The following is a 21,322-nucleotide window of genomic DNA, read 5'->3' as shown; positions in this document are numbered from 1 at the left end:
GTTTGTCTTCTCGCTACCTCAAGCCGCCTCGGCGGTCAGTTGGATCGCGGCGTCGATGTCGACCGCCACGATTCGGGATACGCCCAATTCCTGCATCGTAACCCCGACCAACTGGTGCGCCATCTCCATGGCGATCTTGTTGTGGGAAATGAACAGGAACTGCGTCTGTTCGCTCATGCTGCGCACCAGGTTGGCATACCGCTCGGTATTCGCGTCGTCCAGCGGCGCATCCACCTCGTCGAGCAGGCAGAACGGCGCCGGATTCAGCTTGAACAGCGCAAACACCAGCGCCGTCGCGGTGAGCGCCTTCTCGCCGCCGGATAGCAGATGGATGGTGCTGTTGCGCTTGCCCGGCGGCTGGGCCATCACCTGCACGCCGGCATCGAGGATCTCCTCGCCGGTCATGCTGAGCCTGGCCTCGCCGCCGCCGAACAGGCGCGGGAACAACTCACCGAAATGACCGTTCACCGTGTCGAAGGTTTCCTGCAGCAGTTGCCGGGTTTCGCGGTCGATGCGGCGGATCGCATCCTCCAGCGTCTCGATGGCGGCGACCAGATCCTGCTGCTGCGAGGCGAGAAAGCCCTGGCGCTCGCGCGCCGTGTTGAGCTCCTCGAGCGCAGCGAGGTTGACCGCGCCCAGCCCGTTGACCTCGCGCGTGACGCGCTGGACCTCGGCCTGCAGCCAGGTTACGCGGCGCCGCTCGGCCGGATTCTCGTCGAGCCAGGCGGCCACGTCGGCCTCGTTCACCTCGGCCTCGGTCAGTTGCTGCTGGAACTGCTCCTGCGCCAGGCGCGCGGCCTGTTCCTGCAGTTGGAGCTGGGTGATGCGCTCGCGCTGCGGCTCGAGCGAACGCTCGGCCGTTTGCCGCGCCTCGTCGGCCGCACGCAGTTGCGCGTTCAGATCGTCCAGCTCGGCGCGCGCCCGCGCCACGGCATCCTCGCATTCGGCGCGCGCGGCCAGCGCCTCCTGCAGGCCGGCCTGCGCCGCGGCATCGTCGAGCACGACCAGCTCCTCGCTGACGCCGGCCAGCTCTTCGCGCGCGCGCTCGACCTGTTCGGCGAGCCGCTGCAGGCTGCGCTGCAGCTCGCCGATGCGCGCGGCGGCGCCGCGCTCGGCGAACTCGGCCTCGTGCGAGGCGCGTTCGCTGTCGCGCAGTTGGGTGCGCGCGCGTTCGACATCGGCGGCGAGCGACTCGAGCGCGATCTCCGCATCCGCGACGCGCGACTGCTTGTCGCCCAGTTCGCCGTCGAGGGTCTCGAAACGCGCCTCGGCCTCTTCGCGGCTCGCACGCAGCTCTTCTTCCTGCACGCGCAGCTCTTCGAGATCCTGGGCGATGCGCTCGCTCTCGGCGCCGCTCTGCTGCGCCTCGTGCACCAGACGCTCGTGTTCCAGGTGCAGCGCGTGGCGCCGGGCCGTGACCTCGGCCAGCCGTTGGCGGGCGCCCGGCAAGGCCGCGGCGACCTGGCTGTAGGCCGCCTCGGCGCGGCTTGCCGCGGTACGCGATTCGTCGGCGATGAGCTGCTTGGCCTTGACCTCGCGCTGCAGGTTCTCGATCTCCTGCTGGCGCGCCAGCATGCCGGCCTGCTCGGTGTCGGGCGCGTAGAAGCGCACGCCATGGTTGTCGATCAAATGGCCTTCGCGCGTGACGAAGGCCGCGCCGGCGGGCAGGCTCGCGCGCGCGCGCAGGGCCTGCGCTGCGTCGTCCATGACGTAGGTATCGCGCAGCCAGGCGTTCATCAGCGTGCGCAGCCTGGGGTCGCTGATGCGCAGCAGCGCGGTCAGGGGCGTGAAGCCGCCCGGCACGTTCGGCGCCGCCTGCGGCACCGGCATCTGGTAGAAGGCCATGCGCGCGGGCGGTGCGTCGGTCAGAAAGCCGCTCGCCCAGTCGAGCTGGTTCATCTCCAGCGCCGACATGCGTTCGCGCAGCACGGACTCCAGCGCAGTCTCCCAGCCGGGCTCGATCTGCAGGCGCTGCCAGAGCCGCTCGCGCTGGGTCAGTTCGTGTTTCTGCAGCCAGGGCTGCAGCTCGCCCTGCTGCTGCACGTCCTGCTGCAGGCGGGTGAGCGCGCCCAGGCGCGCCTCCGTGGCGTTGACCGCGCCGGCCTGCTCCTGTGCCGCCTGCTGCGCCTCGCGACGTTCCGCGTCCATGCGCGGCACGCGCTCTTCCAGGGCCTGCAGCTCGCCCTCGGCATCCTCGACCAGCGCAGCGGCCGCCGCCAGGTCGCCGGCGAGCTGGGCGATACGTCCGGTGTCCGGCCGGGTGAGCGCCTGCGCCTGCTGCTCCAGGCGTTCGCGGCGCAGCGCGAGCTGCTGCAGTTGGCGGTCGGCTTCGCGCTGCGTTTGCGCGGACAGGGCCAGCGCCTGCTCGACCTGGGCCACTTCGCCGCGCAAGGCCGATAGCGAAACTTGCGCCTCACGCAAACGAGCTTCCTGCGCAGGCTGGGCGTCCTGAACGTCGTAGAGCCGGGCCTTGGCCTCTTCGGTACGCACGGCCGCCGCCTCGCGCTCGTCCTCGGCCTCGACGATGCGCGCCTGGCCGTCCTCGATCTCTTCGGCAGCCGTGCGGATCTGCTGCTCGAGCTGCTCGCGCCGCTGCTGCAGGCGGTTGCGCGCCTCGACCACGTAGCGGATCTCCGCCTCCAGGCGGCTGACCTCGGTGTTCGCCTCGAACAGGCGGCCCTGCATGGCGTGCACGGCGTCGCCGGCGGCGTAATGCGCCTGACGCAAAGATTCCAATTGCGACTGGTCGCGGCGCAGGCCGGCGATGGCGGCTTCCAGGTCGGTCTGCGCGCGCTCGGTCTCGAGCGCGGAGCGCTCGCGCGTCTCGTCGGCTTCGCGCTTGCGCAGCAGCCACAGCGCATGCAGCTTGCGCTCGCCCTCGGCCTGCAGACTCTGGTAGCGCTGGGCGACCGCGGCCTGGGCTTCCAGCTTCTCGAGTTGGGCGGTGAGCTCGCGCAGGATGTCCTCGACCCGAGTGAGGTTCTCGCGCGTGTCCTCCAGCCGATTGCCGGTCTCGCGGCGGCGCTCCTTGTAGCGCGACACGCCCGCGGCCTCTTCGAGGAACACCCGCAGCTCCTCGGGCCGCGCCTCGATGATGCGCGAGATCATGCCCTGGCCGATGATGGCGTAGCCGCGGGCGCCCAGGCCCGTGCCGAGGAAGATGTCGTGGATATCACGCCGGCGCACCGGCTGGTTGTTGACGAAATAGCTGCTGGCGCCGTCGCGGGTGAGCACGCGCTTGACCGCGATCTCCGCGTACTGGCTCCACTGGCCGGCGGCACGCCCGGCTTCGTTGTCGAAGACCAGTTCCACCGACGCGCGCGCAGCGGGCTTGCGATTGCCGGATCCGTTGAAGATCACGTCCTGCATGGACTCGCCACGCAGCTCGGACGCCCGGGTCTCGCCCAGCACCCAACGCACCGCATCGATGATGTTGGACTTGCCGCAGCCGTTCGGACCCACGACGCCCACCAATTGACTGGGTACCTGGATCGAGGTGGGATCGACGAACGATTTGAATCCCGCAAGTTTGATCTGGGTTAGCCGCACCGGAAAAGACGTTGTAAGGGTTGTCAGGCAATTGCGAAAAGTGCTCCGTATAATACCCCACCGTCCCGGCCGGCCATCAGCGCGCACGGGTCTCGCGGCAGGTTTTCCGTGGGCGACTCAGCCGCGGAACTCGCTGCGAATGCCCCGGTCAGAAGGGAAGTTTTTTTCCTGGCAACCCAGCGGCCTTTTCTTCAGGTCCAAGCGCATTTGAGAGAACCATTTTGAGTCAAGCCGGCAAGGCCTCCATGCCATTCGGGTTCTATCTGGTCATGGCAGCGCAGTTTTTCTCATCGCTGGCGGACAATGCGCTTCTCATCGCTGCCATCGCGCTCATCCAGCAGTTGGATGGGCCGTCGTGGCTGGCGCCCATGGCGAAGTGGTCCTTCGCGCTCTCCTACGTGGTGCTCGCCGCCTTCGTCGGCGCCTTCGCCGACAGTCTGCCCAAGGGCCGGGTGATGTTCTTCACCAATGCGGTCAAGGTGGTCGGCTGTCTGATGATGTTCTGCTACGGCACGGTCTCGCTGTCGCCCGATCACCAGGTCTACCTGATCCTGGCAGCCTATGCGGTGGTCGGCATCGGCGCCGCGGCGTATTCGCCCGCCAAGTACGGCATCGTCACGGAAATGCTGCCGCCCTCACAGCTCGTCAAGGGCAACAGTTGGATCGAAGGGCTCACCGTGATCTCGGTACTCCTGGGCGTAATGCTGGGCGGCGCGCTCATCAGCCCGAGCGTCTCGGGCTGGATCCTCGGGCTCGACCTGGTACCGGGCCTGCACACACCCGCCGAGGGTGCGCTGGTCGTGATCGTGGTGATCTACGCCATCGCCGCCACGTTCAACCTGCTGATCCCCAAGACCGGCGTGATCTACCCGCCGCAGCACACCAGCCCGGTGCGGCTGATCAAGGAATTCACCTATTACGTGCGTACGCTCTGGAGCGACCGCCTGGGCCAGATTTCCCTTGCCGTGACGACGCTGTTCTGGGGCGCCGGCGCCACCCTGCAGATGGTCGTCATCGAATGGGGCAGCCAACACCTGGGCCTCGCCCTGGACCAGTCGTCCATCCTGATGGGCGTGGCCGCCATCGGCACCATCGGCGGCGCCATGCTGGCCGGCCGCATCCCCCTGGAGCGCGCGCTCACCGTGCTGCCGATGGGGGTGGTCATGGGCCTGGTGGTACTGCTCATGCCAGCGGTGGAGAACATGATCGCCGTCTACATCCTGCTCATCATCATCGGCGGGCTGGGCGGCTTCTTCGTGGTGCCCATGAACGCGCTGCTGCAGCATCGCGGCCACGTCCTGCTCTCGGCCGGGCACTCCATCGCCGTGCAGAACTTCAACGAGCAAACCAACATTCTCATCATGGTGGCGGCCTACTCGCTGATGCTGTGGCTCGGCATCTCGATCAACGTGATCATCATTCTCTTCGGCCTGCTGGTGGCCAGCCTGATGCTGATGATCATGGCCTGGAACCGCGCCAACCACAAAGCCGATCCCAACCTGGACAAACAGATCGGGCACCACGGCTACGGCACCGCCCTGCGCCACTGAACCCAGGCCGCCGCACGCGGCGCGCAGCGTTGCGTACCGTTCGGCGGCGTGCCGGGGATCAGCCGGCGGCGTCCAGGCGCAGCAGTGCGCGCCAGGCAGGCGCCTTGACCTGCGCCCCGGCTCCGATGTCCGCCAGCGGCGGCAAGGCCAGCACCCGGATGGGCTCGCCCTTCCACCGCCCCTCGCCCAACTGCATCCACGGCTGCTCGGCGCAGCCCAGCGCCGCGCGCGCCGCGGCGCCGACGGCGATCAGGGCCGCCGGACGCGCGGACTGGTCGCCACGCTGTCCCGGCGTCAGCGCCACCGCGCGCCGCCCCACTGCCCGCAGCATCGCTTGCAGCAAGGCCTGGGCGGCCGGCGCGCCGGCGTCCTCGGCCTTTGCGAGCACCATCCAGGCGGGCCCGCCCTCCGACGCTGGCGGCACATCCCAGGCCATCCATCCGGTGGCCGCGCGCTGCGCGCCAGCGGCCGGCTCGGCCCGAGGTGCGGCGCTTGCAGACAAGCCTTCCCGCACACCGGCATCGGTTGCCGGCTCGCGCGGTACGGCGTCGCTTGCCGGCTCGCCCGGCATAGCGTCGGCTGACGGCTCGTGCGATGCGGCATCGACCGACTGCTCGCTGGAGACGGCCGGCAGCTCGCGCGGCCCGGGCACGGATGCCGGCGTGGGCATGGATGCAGAGGCCGCCGCCGGCTGCGATTGCGTAGCCGCGTCATCGCGCACAGCCGATGCGGGCTCGCGGCCGGCCGGCGGCTCGTGGCCGTCCGGGAGCGTCATCGCCGCAGGCGCCTCGCCTGGCCCATCCGCGTGCGCCCCTGGCATGCCGGCGCCAGGCTGCCCGACCCGGATGCCGCCTCCCGGCGAGACCCACAGGTGCTCCAGGCCAAGTTCGCGCAACCACGCGCGGCGCAGGCCCGGCATGGCGACGCCCGCTGACTCAGCCACGCGCCCTCCTCGCTTCGGGTGCGAACACCGCGTCATGCGGCGCCGCCAGCGACTTGCGCATGACGATGGCGTCCTCGCGGCCGTCGATCGCCGGGTAATAGCCGCGGCGCAGGCCGATGCGCTCGTAGCCCGCGCGCTCGTACATGCGGCGCGCTCGCTCGTTGCTCACGCGTACCTCGAGCAGCACCGAAGGCAGCCCGGCGGCGCGCGCCTGCATGGCCACCCATTCGAGCAGGCCGCGGCCGATGCCGCGATGCTGCGCCTCGTCGGCCACGCTGATGTTCAGCAGGTGCGCATCGTCGGGAGTGTCCATGACCAGGCAATAGCCGACGAGGCACCCCTCCTCGCGCACCACCCAGGCATGATTGCCGGCAGCCAGCGAATCGGCGAAATTGCCCCGTGTCCAGGGGTGGGTGTAGATCGTCTTCTCGATCGCGGCCACCTCGTCGAGGTCGGCGGTACGCATCTTGGCATAGCGCAATGTCATGAGACTCCCGTGGCGCGCGGGTTGCCGCCGGCACCGGCCGCGCGCTCCCGCGTCGTATAGGCTACCTTGTCCCGCACATACAGCGGCTGGGCGTCGTCCGGGGCGATCACCCGCCCGGCAGACCAGTCGTGCAGCCCGAGGCGTGCCACCGCAGCCACCTGCGCACGCAGCACCGGCGCATGCACCACCCCTTCGGGCAGCGCAGCCGCCACGCCGGCGGACTCGCCCCAGTCGCCCGCGACCACCAGCGTGCGCGCCGAGACGGCCTCGCCGGACCACGCCGGCCAGGACCGCTCGACCCACACCGGGACGTCGTCGTAAGCGATCAGCATGGGCGCCTGAAGTTGCTGCGCCTCGGCGCCGTCGCGGCGATACGCGGCGACGTAGGCCTCGCGCATACGGGCGTCGATCAGCACCGCGCGTACCGCCGGCGCCGCCGGATCGAGCTGCGCTTCGACGGCGCGATGCGAGGTGATGGGCACCAGCGGCACGGACAGGGCGAAGCCCAGCCCTTGCGCAACGCCGCAAGCCACGCGCAGGCCGGTGAAGCCGCCGGGCCCCTGGCCAAAAGCGATCGCGTCGATGGCGGTACGCGCCACACCGGCCTCGGCGAGAAGCTCGTCGATCATGGGCAGGATGCGCGCCGAATGCGCGGCCACGCCGACATGCTCGCGCACGGCAAGCTCGGTGGCCGCATCGCCCTGGCGCAACAGGGCGACACCACAGGTGTCGGTGGAAGTTTCGAGGGCGAGGATGCAGGCAGCCATAGGGGCCGCATTGTACGGCAGGGCGGCTGCACGGGGCGCCGCGTCAGGGGCCCGCGAGCGCCTTGGACGGTGCGCGAAGCAATTCGGCCGGCACGCCCGAGTCGGACCCACCCTGATAGATGTCGGGGTAGAGATCCCGGGCAGCCGCGCGGATCTGTTCACGCAACTGCAGGCGCTCGGAATCGGACAGGCCCATTTCGGAACTCGCTGACGCAAGGCCGAGCGCATGCGGCAGACCATCCCAGCCGGCCGGGCTCTCGGAGGCTCCGGGCTGCACCTGCGCAAAGCTCGCACCGGGCCCACCGGCCGGCGCGGCATGCCCGAAGGGGGCAGCGTGCGCGCAGGGCAAGACCACCAGGGGGCCTGCGGCACACAACATCAGACAGGCAAGCTTATGAAGCATGGCTCCGCATTCTCGGGTACTGCGCTGTGCATGGATCATACGATGCGTGTGGATACACGCCGGGTCACCAGGCGCGTTTTTATGTAACAACCGATGTTTTCACGTAGTGCGGGCGTGGTAGCTCCGCTACAGTTACATTTAACGGGACCCTCTACCGCACAACATGCCGACCAATCATTCGACCACCCTGCCCAAGAAGATTCTCGTCGTCGACGACGATGGGCGACTGCGGGATCTGCTGCGTCGCTATCTGTCCGAGCAGGGCTTTAACGTCACCGCCGTCGAAGACGCCAACGCCATGGACAAAGCCTGGCAGCGCGAACACTTCGATCTTCTGGTCCTGGATCTCATGATGCCGGGAGAAGACGGGCTTTCGGTATGCCGTCGCTTGCGTGGTGCACATAACAATACACCCATCATCATGCTCACCGCGAAGGCGGAGGACATCGATCGCATCGTCGGCCTGGAGATGGGCGCCGACGATTATCTCTCCAAACCCTTCAATCCGCGCGAACTGCTCGCCCGCATCAATGCCGTGCTGCGCCGCCGCGGTCCTGAAGAGCATCCGGGCGCGCCCAGCCAGGAAGAAGACGACTGGGTGAAGTTCGGCCCGTGGGTGCTCAACCTGTCCACGCGCACGCTCTTGAAGGATGGCGAGCCGGTGCCCATCACGACCGGCGAGTTTTCGGTGCTGAAGGTCTTTGCGCGCCACCCCAAGATCCCGCTCTCGCGCGACAAGCTGATGGAACTCGCCCGGGGCCGGGAGTACGAGGCCTTCGACCGCAGCCTCGACGTTCAGATCTCGCGCCTGCGCAAGCTGATCGAAGTGGACCCGGCCAAGCCCGTGTTCATCCAGACGGTTTGGGGCATGGGTTATGTCTTCGTTCCCGACGGCGGCACCTGATACCGCTTCCACCCACGGCCGCCGCCCCCGGCGCGCGGCCGCCGCCGCTCCCGTCATGCGCAAATTCGCCCGGTGGGGCCTGTTCGGCCGCACCTTCTTGCTCTTGACGCTACTCATGATCGCGAGTCTCGCGGCTTGGCTCCAGGCGTTTCGCAACATGGAGATCGAACCGCGCGCGCATCAGATGGCGCAGCAAATCGTCACGGCCGTGAACATCACGCGGGCGGCGTTGGTGTATTCCGCGCCGATCCGGCGCCGCTTCCTGCTGCTCGATCTGGCCACCAACGAAGGCATCCAGATCTATCCGCGAGATCCGGCCGATCGTACCGAGCCCCTGCCCGACACCACGCTCATGCAGTGGGTGGCCGCGCGGATCACGCACCAGTTGGGCCCCAACACGCAGATCAAATGGGCGGTCAATGACATGCCCGGCCTGTGGGTCAGCTTCAGCATCGAAGGCGACAACTATTGGGCGGTGCTCGAGCGCGCGCGCACCGAGCGCTATGACGGCGTGCAATGGCTGGGCTGGGGGTTGGCCGCGCTGCTGCTCTCGCTGCTCGGCGCGGCCATGATCGTCGGTTTCGTCAACCGGCCGCTGTCGCGCCTGGCGCGTGCGGCCCAGGCACTGTCGCGCGGCGAAACGCCCGCGCCACTGCCCGAGGACACCGGACCGGACGAGATCCGCAGCGTGAACGCCAGCTTCAATCGCATGGTCAACGAACTGGACCGTGCCGAGGCGGACCGCGCCCTGATGCTGGCCGGCATCTCGCACGATTTGCGTACCCCGCTCGCGCGTATCCGTCTCGAGGTCGAGATGAGCCCGATGTCGGAGGAGGCGCGCGACGGCATCGACCAGGATCTGGCGCAGATCGACCACACCATCGGCCAGTTCATGGAATATGCGCGCCCGCCGGTGCACACCGAGGAGCTCATCGACGTCTCGGGCTTGCTCGAGCGCCTGGTCGAACGCGAACGCGCGGTCAGCGAGAACCGCGGCGGCACCCTGCAGGCGAACGTGGAGCCCGGCCAGTGGTCGCGCATCGACCCCTCCGACCTGACTCGCGCGGTCGTCAACCTGATCGAGAATGCCCGCAAGTACGGGCACCTGCCCGGCCTGCCGACGCAGATCGACGTATACCTGCAGGCGCGCGGCAACGATATCGTCATCCTGATCTGCGATCACGGCCCCGGCATCTCGCGCGAGGAGCGCGAACGGCTGGTGCGTCCCTTCGTGCGGGGCGAACATGCCCGCACCGACGCCTCCGGCGCTGGCCTCGGGCTGGCCATCGTCAATCGTCTGCTGGCCCCCGCCGGCGGCGGGCTGGACCTGCTCAGCCGCGAAGACGGCCTGCCCGGCCTGTGCGCGCGCATCACGCTGCCCGCCTACAAGGCCGCTAGAATGGGGTCTGGCATACAGACGGAGACTGCATGAAAACCGTAGGCGACAAGCTCGACCCCTTCCGCGTACTGGGCGTGAAGCCGGGATTCAACTTGCCGGAAGAAAACGGCATCAGCGCGTTCGAGGCGATCACCGAGAGCTCGTTTCCCGGCAAGTGGAAAGTGATCTATTTCTACGCGAAGGACTTTTCCGACCTCTGCTCCACCGAGATCATCGGATACGCCCGGCTCGCGCCCGAGTTCGAAGCGCGCGATGCCGTCCTCATGGGCGGCTCGGCCGACAACGAGTACGTCAAGCTGGGCTGGCGCCGGGAGCACGCCGATCTCTCGCGCCTGAACCATTACCAGTTCGCCGACGTGGCCGGCGATCTCATCGATCAGCTCGGCATCCGCGAGCGCACCAGCGGCGCGCCGATGCGTGTGACTGTGATCGTGGACCACGACAACGTGATCCAGCACATCTCGGCCACCAACAGCATGGTCGGCCGCAATCCCGAAGAGACCCTGCGTCTGCTCGACGCCTTGTTGACCGGCGAGCCCTGCCCGGCCGGCCGTCCGGTGGGCGGCGCGACGCTCTGACGCCCAACCCCCGCCGCAGCGGGCAGCACAAAGGAGGCCGGTATTCTTCCGGCCTCCTTTTTTTTGCGCGCCGGGCAAGGAAGGCCACGACGGACCAGGCGCGGTGCCCGGCTTACTTCGCTCGCTCGGCGCTGTTCTCGATCGCCTGTCCACCCGCCTGGATGTCCTTGCCAGCACCTTCCATCGTATTGCAGCCCGCGACAAGCGCGCTCATGCACACCATCATTGCCAACCAAGCTTTCTTCATGTCCTGCTCCTCGAAAAGGTAGAGTCGAAAGTGAGTCACTTCCGCCTGAAGGCGGAGCTTGCTCGCCACCACAGTGAGCCGGACAGCCAGGCCGCCCGGGAAGGAAAAATCGCCAGGGCGACAGAACGCTTACTTCGCGCCGTCCTGGTAGCGCTTGGCGCTCGAAACGATCTCGGCGCGCGCGGCCTGCGGGCCGGCCCAACCCTTCACCTTCACCCACTTGCCCTTCTCGAGATCCTTGTAGTGCTCGAAGAAATGCTGGATGCGGGCGCGGTCGATCTCGGGCACGTCCTCGATGGTCTGGATGTGGGCGTAGTTGGGCAGTAGCTTGGCCACGGGCACGGCGAGGACCTTGGCGTCGCCGCCCGCCTCGTCTTCCATCTCCAGCACACCGATCGCGCGGCAGCGCACGACGGCGCCCGGCACGACGGGGAACGGCGCCATGACCAGCACGTCGACCGGGTCGCCATCGTCGGACAGCGTGGCCGGTACGTAGCCGTAGTTGCACGGATAGTGCATGGCGGTGGTCATGAAACGGTCGACATGCAGCGTACCGGTGTCCTTGTCGACCTCGTACTTGACGGGGTCGGCGGTCATCGGGATTTCGATGACGACATTGAATTCATCCGGGAGCTTGTCGCCCGCGGGCACGGAAGTCAGGCCCATAGCTATTCCTTGCTTTGAATGGAGAGAAAACTCGAATTATCGCGCGCCTTGGCCTGGCCCCGGGGCATCAGGTTCGTCCGTCATGCCGCCGGCGGGGCCGCCGGGCAGCGGTGCGTCCTCCAGATCTCCCAGGCGAGGCGGCGCATCCGCTGCGCCGACCTCGTAGTCATCGAGCGCCTCGGGAGCGGCGATCGCCGCCGGCGGGGGCGCCACGGCCTCGGGCTCGACCGGTTCGTCCAGATCGAAGGTTTCGGCCGACAGGCGCGCCGGATCGCCGAGCGTGTCGGCGGCGGGCAGCGCACCGTCGCGGTCGAGCACGGTCAGGCCGACCACGGCCGCCGTGGCCAGACGCCAATGCCGGGTGGCGGCCTCGGGCTGGTCCAACCGATCGTAGAGACTGCCCAGCAGCGCATGGGTGCGCGGGTCGTCGCGAAACTGCAGGCTGCGCTGCAGATAAGTGGTTGCCGGGCCCCAGAGCTGCCGGCGCAGGCACAGGCTGCCCAATACGCGCAACAGCTCCGCATGCTGGGGATGCTGCTTGAGCCAGCCTTCGGCGCGCTCCAGGCGTATGCGCGCCTCGTCCACGCTGCACTGCGAATAGGCGGTCAGCAGGCGGGCATCGAGTTGGCGATCCAGCGCCTCCTGCAGCACCTTGCGCACCATGGGCGCATCGTCGGCGAACACGTCGGCCGCGGCCAGCGCCACCTCGGGCATGGTGCGCTCGCTGGCCTTGAGCGACTTCCAGAAGGTGCGGCGCGCGGCCTCGTCGGACGCCGTGCGCAGGCCGCTCGCCGCCGCCAGCTCGATGGTCGGGCCCAGATCCATGTCGGCCGCCTGGTGTCGCGCCAGCCCGCGCGCCAGGCGCAGGGCCTCGGACCAGTCGGGCAAGGCGAGATAGATGCGCAGGAGCAGTCGCTGCACGTGCACGTGCCGGGCGCCGCCCTGGCGTACCGGCTCGAGCACGGCCAGCGCTTCTGCCGGGCGCCCCTGGGCAAGCAGGATGTCGGCGCTGGTGCAGGCTGCCGCCAGGGCCAGCGTCGGCTGGTCCTTGGCCGCCGTGTTGGCGGCGGCCAGCGCGGCGTCGGCGCGTGCGTACTGTTTCATGGCATGCGCCGCGCGCGCCGACGACAGGCGGGCAAGCACCCGGCGCTCGGTGGCGCGCGTCACCGCGGCCACCTGATCGAAGCCCTGCTCCGCCTTGACGTAATGCCCTTGCAGCAGATTGACCCAGCCCAGCTCCAGCCGCTCGTGCTCGCGCACGAGCTCGCGCTGCTCGCGCCAGGCGCGCATGCGCGCGCCGACGCCCAGCGTCCAGCCGGCCAGGCGCAACAGCGCGTAGATGACGAAGAACAGCACGACCAGCGTCGTGACGGCGAACGCCAGGCTGGTCTCGATGCGATACGGCGGCGCGACGATGACCATGTTGCCCGCGTGTTCGCGGGCGAACACCGCGAGTGCTACGGCGATGCCCAGTAGCAGTAGGGTCCATACCCAGGTGCGCATGTTCAACCCCCGCTGGCCTGGTCAGTCGTCTGCGGCTGCGCCTGCGGCGTCGCGGCAGGCTCGGCGGGCCCGTCGCCGTCGGGCTGCTCGCCGTTGGCGGGCGAGCGCGACGCGCCGGCCGGCTCGGATGCCTCCTGGCTGCTCTGCGACAGCAGCGCGCGCACAGCGGCCAGGCTCTCGCCCAGATCGGGCAGGCGCGGCGCGGGGTCGATCTCGCTCAGCTCGGCCAACTGGCGCGACAGCGATTGCGTCTGCGGGGCATCCTGGTCGGCATAGCCCTTCAATGCATCCGCGGCGGCCTGCAGATCGGCCCGCCAGAGATCGCCCTCGCGCGAAAGCAGCGCGATGCGGGCTTCGGCCAGGCGCAGCTTGACGTTCGTGCGCAGCCAGGCCGCCTGCTCCGGCGCCAGCAGCAGCGCTTCCGGATTGTCGATGCGGCGCACGTGCACCAGTTCGCGCAGCTCCGCGTAAGTGGCCTCGCGCGTGCGCTGCGCCCAGTCGCGCACCGGCACCCAGGCGCGTTCCCACCACGGGGTGTCGGCCGGCAGGCGCTCGTCGGCGCCCGGCGCTGGCGCGTCAGGCTGTGCGGCCTGCGCCACCGGATCGATCGCGGCTGCGCCGACGGCCGCCAGCGGCACGCCGTCGACCTCGCGCATCAGGCGCTCGATGCGCGCCGACACCGCAGCCATGTTGACCGAAGGCAGCGCCTGCAGGCGGCCGAGGTCGCGGCCGATGGCCTGGCGCGCCGGCACGAACGCAGGACGCGCCGCGCGCGCGAGCCGGGCATCGGCCATTTGCAGCGCGGCGATGGCGCTCGGAACCCGGCCGGCCCATTGCAACTGCTCAGCGGCCAGCATCAGGCTTTGTTCGACTTCGACCAGCATGGCTTCGTCATTGCCGCTCACCAGGTCGCGGTACGACTGCGCCAGGTTGCGCTGCTCTTCTTCGAGGCGCGCGAGGCGGCCGTCCAGGACAGCGAGCCTGCCGTCATGCACGCTCGCCTGACTGGCAGCCTGCGCGGCCTGGCTCTTGGCGGATTCGGCGGCGGCCACCACCGAATCCAGGCGCCGCGTGGATTCGCGGCCGAAATTGTCGAGTTGTTGCTGCTGGTGGCGCAGCGTCGCCGCCAGCGCGACGATGACGATGATGGCAATGACCAGCGCGGCCGCGAGCCAGCGGCCCTGGGTGCTGCGCCGTTCCTCGGGGCGAGGCCCTGTGGTGTCCGCGGCATCGGCATGTGCCTGGGAAGCCCGGGCCGTGCTGGAAGCCGGGACGGCTGCGGAGGACGTGTCACCGGAAGGCACGTCTTTATCGTTCTCGGAGGAGCTCATGCGCGAATTCTAGTTGACGATGGTTGCCAGCACGGCGTCGTCGTGCGGCAGAGTTGTTTGTATCACGACGGCACTGGACTCGGGCGCTGCGCCGGGCCCTTCGTAGCGGCGTGTCGCCACCCCGCAACTATGAGCCACGGCAGCCACCGCGTCCGCGATCCGCGGGTGGCCGACGACCACCCGCCCGCCTGTCCAGCCCGCGACCGCGTCGGCCGGGCCGACCTGCTGGAGGATCGCCGCCAGACCCTCGCGGCTCGACACGTGCCAGACCGGGTGACGCCCCGCTGCCCGCCAGGCTCGCAACTGCCGCAATCGGTATGCCGGCCACCTGGCGGGAGCTCGGCGATACGCGGCGTACAGCGTGACGCGCACGCCGGCATCGGCCAGCCGCCCGGCCAGCCAGGGCCGGCCATGCCCCTCGCGCCCCTCGCCGCCCCGCACGATCAGGACTTCGCGCGGCAGCGGCCCGCGGCTGAGCACCGCCCACAGCGCCTCCGAATCGAACACCGGGGCGTCGGGCGCCGGTGCGAGCAGTTCGACGGTATCGCCCAGCAGCCGGCGCACGGCACCTGCGCTCGATGGCCCGACCGCGCCAACCGCCACGTCCGCCGGCCAGCCCACGCGCAGCGTGCCACGCGCCGTGGCCAGTTGCTCGAGGTAGAAGCGTGCGGCATTGCCGCTCACGAAGATCACCAGGTCGAACGCCCCCGGCTGCGGCACGTCGATGGCGGGCAGCCCGGTCAGCAGCAGCGCCGGCCAGTCATGCACCCGCCAGCCCAGGGCGCGCAGACGCGCGGCCAGTTCGGCGGACTGACCGGCCGGGCGGGTGAGCACGGCCGACCATTCGGTCGCGGCCGCCGCGTCGCCAGGGCGAGTCATGGCGCCTGGACCGAATCGGAATCCACCAGGCGTTCCAGATCGCGCAGCAGCCCCTCGGCACCGGCAGCGAGCAACGCCTGGGCTACCCGCACGCCCAGCGCGTGCGCCTCGCCCAGCGGCGCCGCGGCGGATTCGCGCAGCACGCGCTGCCCGTCCGGGCTCGCCACCAGCGCGCGCAGGCGCAGCGTATCGCCCTCGCGTTGGGCATAGGCGCCCAGTGGCACCTGGCACGAACCGCCCAGCGTGCGTGAAACGGCGCGCTCGGCCGACGTACAGGCCGTGGTGTCCGCGTCGGCCAGGGGTGCGAGCCAGGCAGCGAGTTCGGGCCGCCCGGCGCGAATCTCGATGCCCAGCGCGCCCTGCCCTGCCGCCGGCAGCACCTCATCGCTGTCGAGGCAGGCACGGATGCGCTCGGCCATGCCCAGGCGCATCAGGCCGGAGGCGGCCAGCACGATGGCGTCGTAGTCGCCACGGTCGAGCTTGGCGAGCCGAGTGTCGAGATTGCCGCGCAGCGCGCGCACGCGCAGATGGGGATGGCGCTCGCGGATCTGGGCCTCGCGGCGCAGGCTGGAGGTGCCGACCACGGCACCCGGCGGCAGGGCCGACAGCCCCGGGTAGCGGTTCGACACGAAGGCATCGCGCGGGTCCTCGCGCTGCAGCACGCAGGCAAGCTCGAACTCGGCGCCCAGTTGCATCGGCACGTCCTTGAGCGAATGCACGGCCAGGTCGGCCCGCCCGTCCAGCAGCGCAGTCTCCAGCTCCTTGACGAACAGCCCCTTGCCCCCCACCTTGGACAAGGTACGGTCGAGGATGCGGTCGCCGCGCGTGGTCATGCCGAGCAGTTTGACGCGGCAGTCCGGGTACAGCGCGCGCAGGCGTTCGCGCACGTGCTGCGCCTGCCACAGCGCGAGCCGGCTTTCGCGCGTGGCGATGACGAGACGTGTAGGCGCGTAGGATGGGTCTGACATGGGGGGTTTACCTGGCGAAAACAGCCCGCAGTGTGCCACAGGCGCGGCCAGCGGCGGACGCACCGCGCACGAGCGGCGGCGCCTTGCAAGTTTGCCGTCTTTCGCCCAAAATGCGGGCTTCCAGATCCGCAGCCCCGGCCCCTTCGTGCGCCGGGGCTTGTTTTTGCTTTTTTCGAATTCGCAGGAAGAGACACGATATGGCTGCCATTCCTCTTACCGTCCGCGGCGCAGCGCGCTTGAAGGAAGAACTGCATCGCCTGAAGACCGTGGAGCGTCCCGCCGTCATCAACGCCATCTCGGAAGCCCGCGCCCAGGGCGACCTTTCCGAGAATGCAGAGTACGACGCTGCCAAGGAGCGGCAGGGCTTCATCGAAGGCCGCATCAGCGAGCTCGAGGCCAAGCTGTCGAACTCGCAGATCATAGACCCCTCGCAGCTCGAGGCCGATGGCCGCGTCGTGTTCGGCACCACGGTGGATCTCGAAGATCTCGAAACCGGTGAAACCGTGACGTACCAGGTCGTGGGCGACACCGAAGCCGACATCCGCGCCAACCTGATCTCGGTGTCCAGCCCGATCGCGCGCGCGCTGATCGGCAAGTCCGCCGGCGACGTCGCCGAAGTGCAGGCCCCGTCGGGCCCGCGCGAATACGCGATCCTGGAAGTCCGCTACATCTGACGGCAAGCGCGCGCCGTGGCACAAGGGTGCGCCCGGCGCACCCTTTTTCTTTGCCCGGCGGCCAGGCTGCGGGGGCGGGTCAGCCCTTCTTGGCCGTGCGGCGGGCCGGCCCGGTACGCGGGGCCTTGCCGGCAGCGGCCGGGCGAGGCGCCGAACCGGGACGCGGGCCGCGCGCACCGGCGCGCAGCGAAAGCGCGCTGCCGCGAGCCGTGGCCGTGCCGCTGCCTGCCGCCTTGCGCGCCGGGCTCTTGCGGCCCGCCGCGCCCAGGTAGCGCTCGCGGGGCGACAAGCTGCTCTCGTCGCGCACCGGCTTGGCCGGCTTGCGGCGTACCGGCGCCTCGGAGCGTCCCTCGGCCGCCAGTTTCTTGGGCACGTAGGGCTCGTCGGCCTTGCGCGGCTGCACCCCGAGCGCGGAGGCCGGCATGGGCAGCTTGTCGCCCAGCAGCTTGCGTGCGCTGGGATCGTCCTCGGTGGGGCGCCACAGGATGAGGACCTTGCCCAGGTGATGCACGGGCGCGCAACCGAGGCGCTCGCAGATATCCGCGAGCATGGCCTGGCGCTCGCCGCGCTCGCCGGTCGCGCTGACCTTGATCAGGCCATGCGCGGCGAGGGCGCGGTCGATCTCCTTGACGACGGCGTCGGACAGCCCTTTGTCGCCGATCTGGACGACCGGGCGCAGGGGGTGGGCGGCTGCGCGCAGAGCGCTGCGCAGCTTGGATTCGATGGTAAGTGTGGACATGATGGGCCGGATTGTACGAGAGTACGGCCAAAACGACAGAGCAAGACGTGGCTAAGAACCGCTTTTCCAAAGACTGGCTGCGCCAGCACATGAACGACCCCTATGTGAAGCTGGCCCAGCAGAAGGGGTATCGCGCGCGCGCGGCATTCAAGCTGACCGAGATCCTCGACACCGAGAAGCTGCTCAAGCCGGGCGACGTGGTGGTCGACCTGGGCTCGGCGCCCGGCAGTTGGTCGCAGGTGGTGCGCGAGCGGCTCGCCGGCCCCGGCGGCGTGTTGCGCGGGCGCGCCATCGCGCTCGATCTGCTGCCGATGGAGCCGGTGGCCGGCGTGGAATTCTTCCAGGGCGATTTCCGCGATGACGCGGTGCTGGCCGAACTGCACGAACGCCTGAACGGCGCCGAGGTGGACCTTGTAATTTCCGATATGGCCCCCAACCTGTCTGGCGTAGGGGCGGCCGACGCCGCCCGCATCCAGCACGTGTGCGAACTCGCCATCGAATTCGCATGCGCGCACCTCAAGCCCGAAGGCGCCCTGATCGTCAAGGCGTTCCACGGCAGCGGGTTCTCGCAGATCGTCCAGCACATGAAACAAAATTTCAAGCGCGTCGTCGAGCGCAAGCCGAAAGCGTCGCGCGACAAGTCCGCCGAAACTTTCCTGGTTGCAAAGGGTCTTAAAGCTGCTGCCCGCGCGCATGCGGACGCCAGCGCCTAAGAGTTAGAATCGGGATACAAGTCCCTTTTGCAGTCGCCTGCCCATGCGGCCCTGATCTGATCCATGCAGAGTTTCCCCTACCGTACCAGCCGCACTGCCGCGAACCGGCCTGCCCGGCATTTCCGGCGAGTTCATCAAGCAGGAGATCGAGCTTGAACAACAATACCTTCTCCAAAGTGGCAGTGTGGATGGTCATCGCACTGGTGCTTTTCACGGTCTTCAAGCAGTTCGAAGGCCGCGGCCAGACCACCGATTCGGTGTCCTATACGCAATTCATGCAGGACGCCCAGGACGGGCGCGTGCGCAGCGTCGACATTCAGGGCGACACGCTCTACGTCACGCCCCAGACCGGCCGGCCGTACTCGCTCACCGCGCCCGGCGACCTCTGGATGGTCAGCGATCTCATGAAGTCCGGCGTGCAGGTCTCGGGCAAGCAGCGCGAGGAACCCTCGCTGCTGATGAGCATCTTCGTGTCCTGGTTCCCGATGCTGCTGCTGATCGGCGTGTGGATCTTCTTCATGCGCCAGATGCAGGGAGGCGGGCGCGGTGGCGCCTTCAACTTCGGCAAGTCGCGCGCGCGCCTGCTCGACGAGAGCACCAACGTGATCACCTTCGCCGACGTCGCGGGCTGCGACGAGGCCAAGGAAGACGTGCAGGAGCTGGTCGACTTCCTGCGTGATCCGACCAAGTTTCAGAAGCTCGGCGGGCGCATTCCGCGCGGCGTGCTGATGGTGGGCTCGCCCGGTACCGGCAAGACGCTGCTCGCCAAGGCGATCGCCGGCGAGGCCAAGGTGCCCTTCTTCAGCATCTCGGGTTCCGATTTCGTGGAAATGTTCGTCGGCGTGGGCGCGTCCCGTGTGCGCGACATGTTCGAGACCGCCAAGAAGCACGCGCCCTGCATCCTGTTCATCGATGAAATCGACGCGGTCGGCCGCCAGCGTGGCGCCGGCCTGGGCGGCGGCAACGACGAGCGCGAGCAGACCCTGAACCAGATGCTGGTCGAGATGGATGGTTTCGAAACCACCCAGGGCATCATCGTGATCGCCGCGACCAACCGTCCGGACGTGCTCGACCCTGCCCTGCTGCGTCCCGGTCGTTTCGACCGCCAGGTCGTGGTGCCGCTGCCGGACATCCGCGGCCGCGCGCAGATCCTCAAGGTGCACATGCGCAAGGTGCCGGTGGCGCCGAACGTCGACGCCAGCGTGCTGGCGCGCGGCACCCCGGGCTTCTCGGGCGCCGATCTCGCCAACCTGGTCAACGAGGCCGCCCTGTTCGCCGCGCGCCGCAGCGGCCGCATGGTCGACATGTCCGACTTCGAGAAGGCCAAGGACAAGATCATCATGGGCGCGGAGCGCCGTTCCATGGTGATGCCCGAGGAGGAACGCCGCAACACCGCGTACCACGAGTCGGGCCACGCGGTGGTCGCCAAGATGCTGCCCAAGACCGACCCCGTGCACAAGGTCACGATCATCCCGCGCGGCCGCGCGCTGGGCGTGACCATGCAGTTGCCCGAGGGCGATCGCTACAGCATGGACAAGGGCCGCCTGCTCAACACCATCGCCGTGCTCTTCGGTGGCCGCATCGCCGAAGAGATCTTCATGGACCAGATGACCACCGGCGCCTCGAACGACTTCGAACGGGCCACGCAGATCGCGCGCGACATCGTCATGCGCTATGGCATGACCGACTCGCTGGGCCCCATGGTCTATGCGGACAACGAAGGCGAGGTGTTCCTGGGCCGCAGCGTCACCAAGACCACGCATGTGTCGGAAGCCACCATGCAGAAGGTCGATGCCGAGGTGCGTCGCATCATCGACGAGCAGTACGCCGTCGCCCGCGACATCCTCGAGACGCACCGCGACAAGGTCGAGGCCATGACCCGCGCCCTGCTCGAATGGGAAACCATCGATGCCGACCAGATCAACGACATCATGGCCGGCCGCGACCCGCGTCCGCCCAGCCCGCCGTCGGACAGTTCCGACTCGACGGCGCAGCCGCCCGCCGGCGGTGTCACGCCCTCGGGCAACAGCGCCACGGCGCCGGCCTGACCGCCCAGGCGCTTGACTGACCCAAGCCGGGATCGCCTCGCGATCCCGGCTTTTTTCATCCCGGCCCGCGCCGTCCGCCGGCCGCGCCGGGCTTGTCCACCTTTCCGACTTTGCCCGCCCATGCTGCTTTGTGGCCGCTACGAACTCGATACCCGTTCCCCGCTGGTGATGGGCATCGTCAACGTCACCCCAGACTCCTTTTCCGACGGCGGGCGCTATACCGCGACGGACGCGGCGATCGCCCACGGCCGGGCATTGGCAGCGGCCGGTGCGCACATCCTGGACATCGGCGGGGAATCCACGCGCCCGGGTGCACAGACGGTGCCCGATGAGCACGAGATTGCGCGTGTCGCGCCCATCCTCGAGGGCCTGCGCGAGGCCGGCGTGCCGCTGTCGGTCGACACGCGCAAGCCCGCCGTCATGCGCGCCGCGCTGGCTGCCGGCGCCGACATGCTCAACGACATCAGCGGCTTCACGCACCCCGAGGCGCTGGCCGCCGCGGCTGCGCATCCCCGCTGCGGGCTGGTGGCGATGCACATGCATGGCGAGCCGACCACCATGCAGCAGTCGCCGCCCGACTATGCCGACGTGGTGGCCGAGGTGGCGCACTACCTGTCGGGGCGCTGCGCCGCCCTGCGTGCGGCGGGCGTCGCGGCCGCACGCATCGCCATCGACCCGGGCCTGGGCTTCGGCAAGACGGTGGAGCACAACTATCGGCTGCTCGCGCGGCTCGACGCCCTGTGCGCGCTCGGCTATCCCGTCCTCGTCGGGCTCTCGCGCAAGAGTATGATCGGGGCCGTCACGGGCAAGCCGGTCGGTGAACGCTTGGCCGGCAGCATTGCCGGCGCGCTGGCCGCGGTGGCGGGCGGTGCTGCCATCGTGCGGGTGCACGATGTGGCCGAGACCGTGGATGCGCTGGCGGTCTGGGCCGAAGTGGCCCGGCTGCGGCCCTGATGCCACGCCCTACGAGAACA

At 69.1% G+C, this 21,322-nt stretch carries 20 protein-coding genes; 8 read left to right on the top strand and 12 right to left on the bottom strand.

All coding sequences use genetic code 11. The annotated features are described in order from the left end of the window. Positions 1-18: 18 nt before the first annotated feature. Positions 19-3,549 carry a chromosome segregation protein SMC gene (smc, locus tag FOZ76_RS21045; RefSeq protein ID WP_143950232.1) on the bottom strand — a complete coding sequence of 1,177 codons (3,531 nt, stop codon included), beginning with the start codon at positions 3,547-3,549 and terminating at the stop codon, positions 19-21. A 245-nt stretch (positions 3,550-3,794) separates the two neighbouring features. Between smc and lplT the strand changes: the two genes are divergently transcribed. Next, a complete protein-coding gene (gene lplT, locus FOZ76_RS21040; protein WP_143950231.1) occupies positions 3,795-5,099 on the top strand; it encodes a lysophospholipid transporter LplT in 1,305 nt (434 codons plus the stop codon). Positions 5,100-5,157: 58 nt separating this feature from the next. On the opposite strand, the gene FOZ76_RS21035 is transcribed toward lplT, so the two are convergent. Genes FOZ76_RS21035 through FOZ76_RS27595 form a run of 4 tightly spaced genes read right to left on the bottom strand, consistent with a single transcriptional unit; the run spans position 5,158 to position 7,699 of the window. After that, positions 5,158-6,042, bottom strand: a complete 885-nt coding sequence (locus FOZ76_RS21035; RefSeq protein ID WP_143950230.1) for a hypothetical protein — start codon at positions 6,040-6,042, stop codon at positions 5,158-5,160. Next, positions 6,035-6,529 (bottom strand): ribosomal protein S18-alanine N-acetyltransferase, encoded by a 495-nt coding sequence (rimI, locus tag FOZ76_RS28035; protein WP_143950229.1) that lies wholly within the window; start codon positions 6,527-6,529, stop codon positions 6,035-6,037. The genes FOZ76_RS21035 and rimI overlap by 8 nt, the downstream gene beginning before the upstream one ends. Further along, positions 6,526-7,296 carry a tRNA (adenosine(37)-N6)-threonylcarbamoyltransferase complex dimerization subunit type 1 TsaB gene (gene tsaB / locus FOZ76_RS28030; RefSeq protein WP_170235562.1) on the bottom strand — a complete coding sequence of 257 codons (771 nt, stop codon included), beginning with the start codon at positions 7,294-7,296 and terminating at the stop codon, positions 6,526-6,528. The genes rimI and tsaB overlap by 4 nt, the downstream gene beginning before the upstream one ends. Before the next feature lie 43 nt (positions 7,297-7,339). Further along, entirely contained in the window at positions 7,340-7,699 is a 360-nt protein-coding gene (locus tag FOZ76_RS27595; protein ID WP_170235561.1) for a hypothetical protein, read from the bottom strand. A gap of 163 nt (positions 7,700-7,862) precedes the next feature. Between FOZ76_RS27595 and ompR the strand changes: the two genes are divergently transcribed. The 3 genes from ompR to FOZ76_RS21010 are packed head-to-tail and all read left to right on the top strand — an operon-like array spanning position 7,863 to position 10,580. Then, positions 7,863-8,603, top strand: coding sequence for an osmolarity response regulator transcription factor OmpR (gene ompR / locus FOZ76_RS21020; RefSeq protein WP_143950227.1), 741 nt, complete (start codon positions 7,863-7,865; stop codon positions 8,601-8,603). Positions 8,604-8,658: 55 nt separating this feature from the next. Continuing rightward, positions 8,659-10,035 carry an ATP-binding protein gene (locus FOZ76_RS21015; RefSeq protein ID WP_143950226.1) on the top strand — a complete coding sequence of 459 codons (1,377 nt, stop codon included), beginning with the start codon at positions 8,659-8,661 and terminating at the stop codon, positions 10,033-10,035. Continuing rightward, complete coding sequence (locus tag FOZ76_RS21010) at positions 10,032-10,580, top strand: redoxin domain-containing protein (RefSeq protein WP_143950225.1); 549 nt, start codon at positions 10,032-10,034, stop codon at positions 10,578-10,580. Before FOZ76_RS21015 ends, FOZ76_RS21010 begins: the two co-directional genes overlap by 4 nt. A gap of 112 nt (positions 10,581-10,692) precedes the next feature. On the opposite strand, the gene FOZ76_RS21005 is transcribed toward FOZ76_RS21010, so the two are convergent. From FOZ76_RS21005 to hemC, 6 genes are all read right to left on the bottom strand, one after another. Next, entirely contained in the window at positions 10,693-10,827 is a 135-nt protein-coding gene (locus FOZ76_RS21005) for an entericidin A/B family lipoprotein (protein WP_143950224.1), read from the bottom strand. A 129-nt stretch (positions 10,828-10,956) separates the two neighbouring features. Beyond that, positions 10,957-11,493, bottom strand: coding sequence for an inorganic diphosphatase (gene ppa, locus FOZ76_RS21000; protein ID WP_143950223.1), 537 nt, complete (start codon positions 11,491-11,493; stop codon positions 10,957-10,959). 36 nt (positions 11,494-11,529) lie between these two features. Continuing rightward, positions 11,530-12,996 (bottom strand): heme biosynthesis HemY N-terminal domain-containing protein, encoded by a 1,467-nt coding sequence (locus FOZ76_RS20995; protein ID WP_143950222.1) that lies wholly within the window; start codon positions 12,994-12,996, stop codon positions 11,530-11,532. Positions 12,997-12,998: 2 nt separating this feature from the next. Beyond that, positions 12,999-14,327, bottom strand: coding sequence for a uroporphyrinogen-III C-methyltransferase (locus FOZ76_RS20990; protein WP_143950221.1), 1,329 nt, complete (start codon positions 14,325-14,327; stop codon positions 12,999-13,001). 9 nt (positions 14,328-14,336) lie between these two features. Continuing rightward, positions 14,337-15,206 carry a uroporphyrinogen-III synthase gene (locus tag FOZ76_RS20985; protein ID WP_143950220.1) on the bottom strand — a complete coding sequence of 290 codons (870 nt, stop codon included), beginning with the start codon at positions 15,204-15,206 and terminating at the stop codon, positions 14,337-14,339. Further along, positions 15,203-16,174, bottom strand: coding sequence for a hydroxymethylbilane synthase (gene hemC / locus FOZ76_RS20980; RefSeq protein WP_143950219.1), 972 nt, complete (start codon positions 16,172-16,174; stop codon positions 15,203-15,205). The genes FOZ76_RS20985 and hemC overlap by 4 nt, the downstream gene beginning before the upstream one ends. Positions 16,175-16,371: 197 nt before the next feature. Between hemC and greA the strand changes: the two genes are divergently transcribed. Further along, a complete protein-coding gene (greA, locus tag FOZ76_RS20975) occupies positions 16,372-16,848 on the top strand; it encodes a transcription elongation factor GreA (RefSeq protein ID WP_143950218.1) in 477 nt (158 codons plus the stop codon). A 79-nt stretch (positions 16,849-16,927) separates the two neighbouring features. On the opposite strand, the gene FOZ76_RS20970 is transcribed toward greA, so the two are convergent. Beyond that, on the bottom strand, positions 16,928-17,587 hold the full coding sequence (locus tag FOZ76_RS20970; RefSeq protein ID WP_143950217.1) for a YhbY family RNA-binding protein: 660 nt from the start codon (positions 17,585-17,587) through the stop codon (positions 16,928-16,930). 47 nt (positions 17,588-17,634) lie between these two features. Here FOZ76_RS20970 and FOZ76_RS20965 point away from each other — a divergent pair, with 47 nt between their 5' ends. The 3 genes from FOZ76_RS20965 to folP all read left to right on the top strand — a co-directional run bounded on the left by FOZ76_RS20965 (position 17,635) and on the right by folP (position 21,302). Continuing rightward, positions 17,635-18,300: an RlmE family RNA methyltransferase gene (locus tag FOZ76_RS20965; RefSeq protein ID WP_143950687.1), complete on the top strand. Its 666-nt coding sequence runs from the start codon at positions 17,635-17,637 to the stop codon at positions 18,298-18,300. A gap of 188 nt (positions 18,301-18,488) precedes the next feature. Continuing rightward, on the top strand, positions 18,489-20,348 hold the full coding sequence (gene ftsH, locus FOZ76_RS20960; RefSeq protein WP_143950686.1) for an ATP-dependent zinc metalloprotease FtsH: 1,860 nt from the start codon (positions 18,489-18,491) through the stop codon (positions 20,346-20,348). 120 nt (positions 20,349-20,468) lie between these two features. After that, positions 20,469-21,302: a dihydropteroate synthase gene (gene folP / locus FOZ76_RS20955; protein ID WP_143950216.1), complete on the top strand. Its 834-nt coding sequence runs from the start codon at positions 20,469-20,471 to the stop codon at positions 21,300-21,302. Positions 21,303-21,322 lie beyond the last annotated feature (20 nt).

This window comes from Verticiella sediminum (assembly GCF_007558815.1).
Taxonomy (GTDB): Bacteria; Pseudomonadota; Gammaproteobacteria; order Burkholderiales; family Burkholderiaceae_B; genus Verticiella; species Verticiella sediminum.
This window is presented reverse-complemented; position numbering and strand designations above follow the sequence as displayed.

Bases quoted from the DNA above. Each gene is read 5' to 3' on its own strand.
- hemC (WP_143950219.1), bottom strand. From the start codon at position 16,174: ATGTCAGACCCATCCTACGCGCCTACACGTCTCGTCATCGCCACGCGC.
- FOZ76_RS21010 (WP_143950225.1), top strand. From the start codon at position 10,032: ATGAAAACCGTAGGCGACAAGCTCGACCCCTTCCGCGTACTGGGCGTG.
- FOZ76_RS27595 (WP_170235561.1), bottom strand. From the start codon at position 7,699: ATGCTTCATAAGCTTGCCTGTCTGATGTTGTGTGCCGCAGGCCCCCTG.
- rimI (WP_143950229.1), bottom strand. From the start codon at position 6,529: ATGACATTGCGCTATGCCAAGATGCGTACCGCCGACCTCGACGAGGTG.
- FOZ76_RS20990 (WP_143950221.1), bottom strand. From the start codon at position 14,327: ATGAGCTCCTCCGAGAACGATAAAGACGTGCCTTCCGGTGACACGTCC.
- ompR (WP_143950227.1), top strand. From the start codon at position 7,863: ATGCCGACCAATCATTCGACCACCCTGCCCAAGAAGATTCTCGTCGTC.
- tsaB (WP_170235562.1), bottom strand. From the start codon at position 7,296: ATGGCTGCCTGCATCCTCGCCCTCGAAACTTCCACCGACACCTGTGGT.
- lplT (WP_143950231.1), top strand. From the start codon at position 3,795: ATGCCATTCGGGTTCTATCTGGTCATGGCAGCGCAGTTTTTCTCATCG.
- ppa (WP_143950223.1), bottom strand. From the start codon at position 11,493: ATGGGCCTGACTTCCGTGCCCGCGGGCGACAAGCTCCCGGATGAATTC.
- greA (WP_143950218.1), top strand. From the start codon at position 16,372: ATGGCTGCCATTCCTCTTACCGTCCGCGGCGCAGCGCGCTTGAAGGAA.
- FOZ76_RS21005 (WP_143950224.1), bottom strand. From the start codon at position 10,827: ATGAAGAAAGCTTGGTTGGCAATGATGGTGTGCATGAGCGCGCTTGTC.
- ftsH (WP_143950686.1), top strand. From the start codon at position 18,489: ATGGTCATCGCACTGGTGCTTTTCACGGTCTTCAAGCAGTTCGAAGGC.
- FOZ76_RS20985 (WP_143950220.1), bottom strand. From the start codon at position 15,206: ATGACTCGCCCTGGCGACGCGGCGGCCGCGACCGAATGGTCGGCCGTG.
- FOZ76_RS20970 (WP_143950217.1), bottom strand. From the start codon at position 17,587: ATGTCCACACTTACCATCGAATCCAAGCTGCGCAGCGCTCTGCGCGCA.
- FOZ76_RS21015 (WP_143950226.1), top strand. From the start codon at position 8,659: ATGCGCAAATTCGCCCGGTGGGGCCTGTTCGGCCGCACCTTCTTGCTC.
- FOZ76_RS20995 (WP_143950222.1), bottom strand. From the start codon at position 12,996: ATGCGCACCTGGGTATGGACCCTACTGCTACTGGGCATCGCCGTAGCA.
- folP (WP_143950216.1), top strand. From the start codon at position 20,469: ATGCTGCTTTGTGGCCGCTACGAACTCGATACCCGTTCCCCGCTGGTG.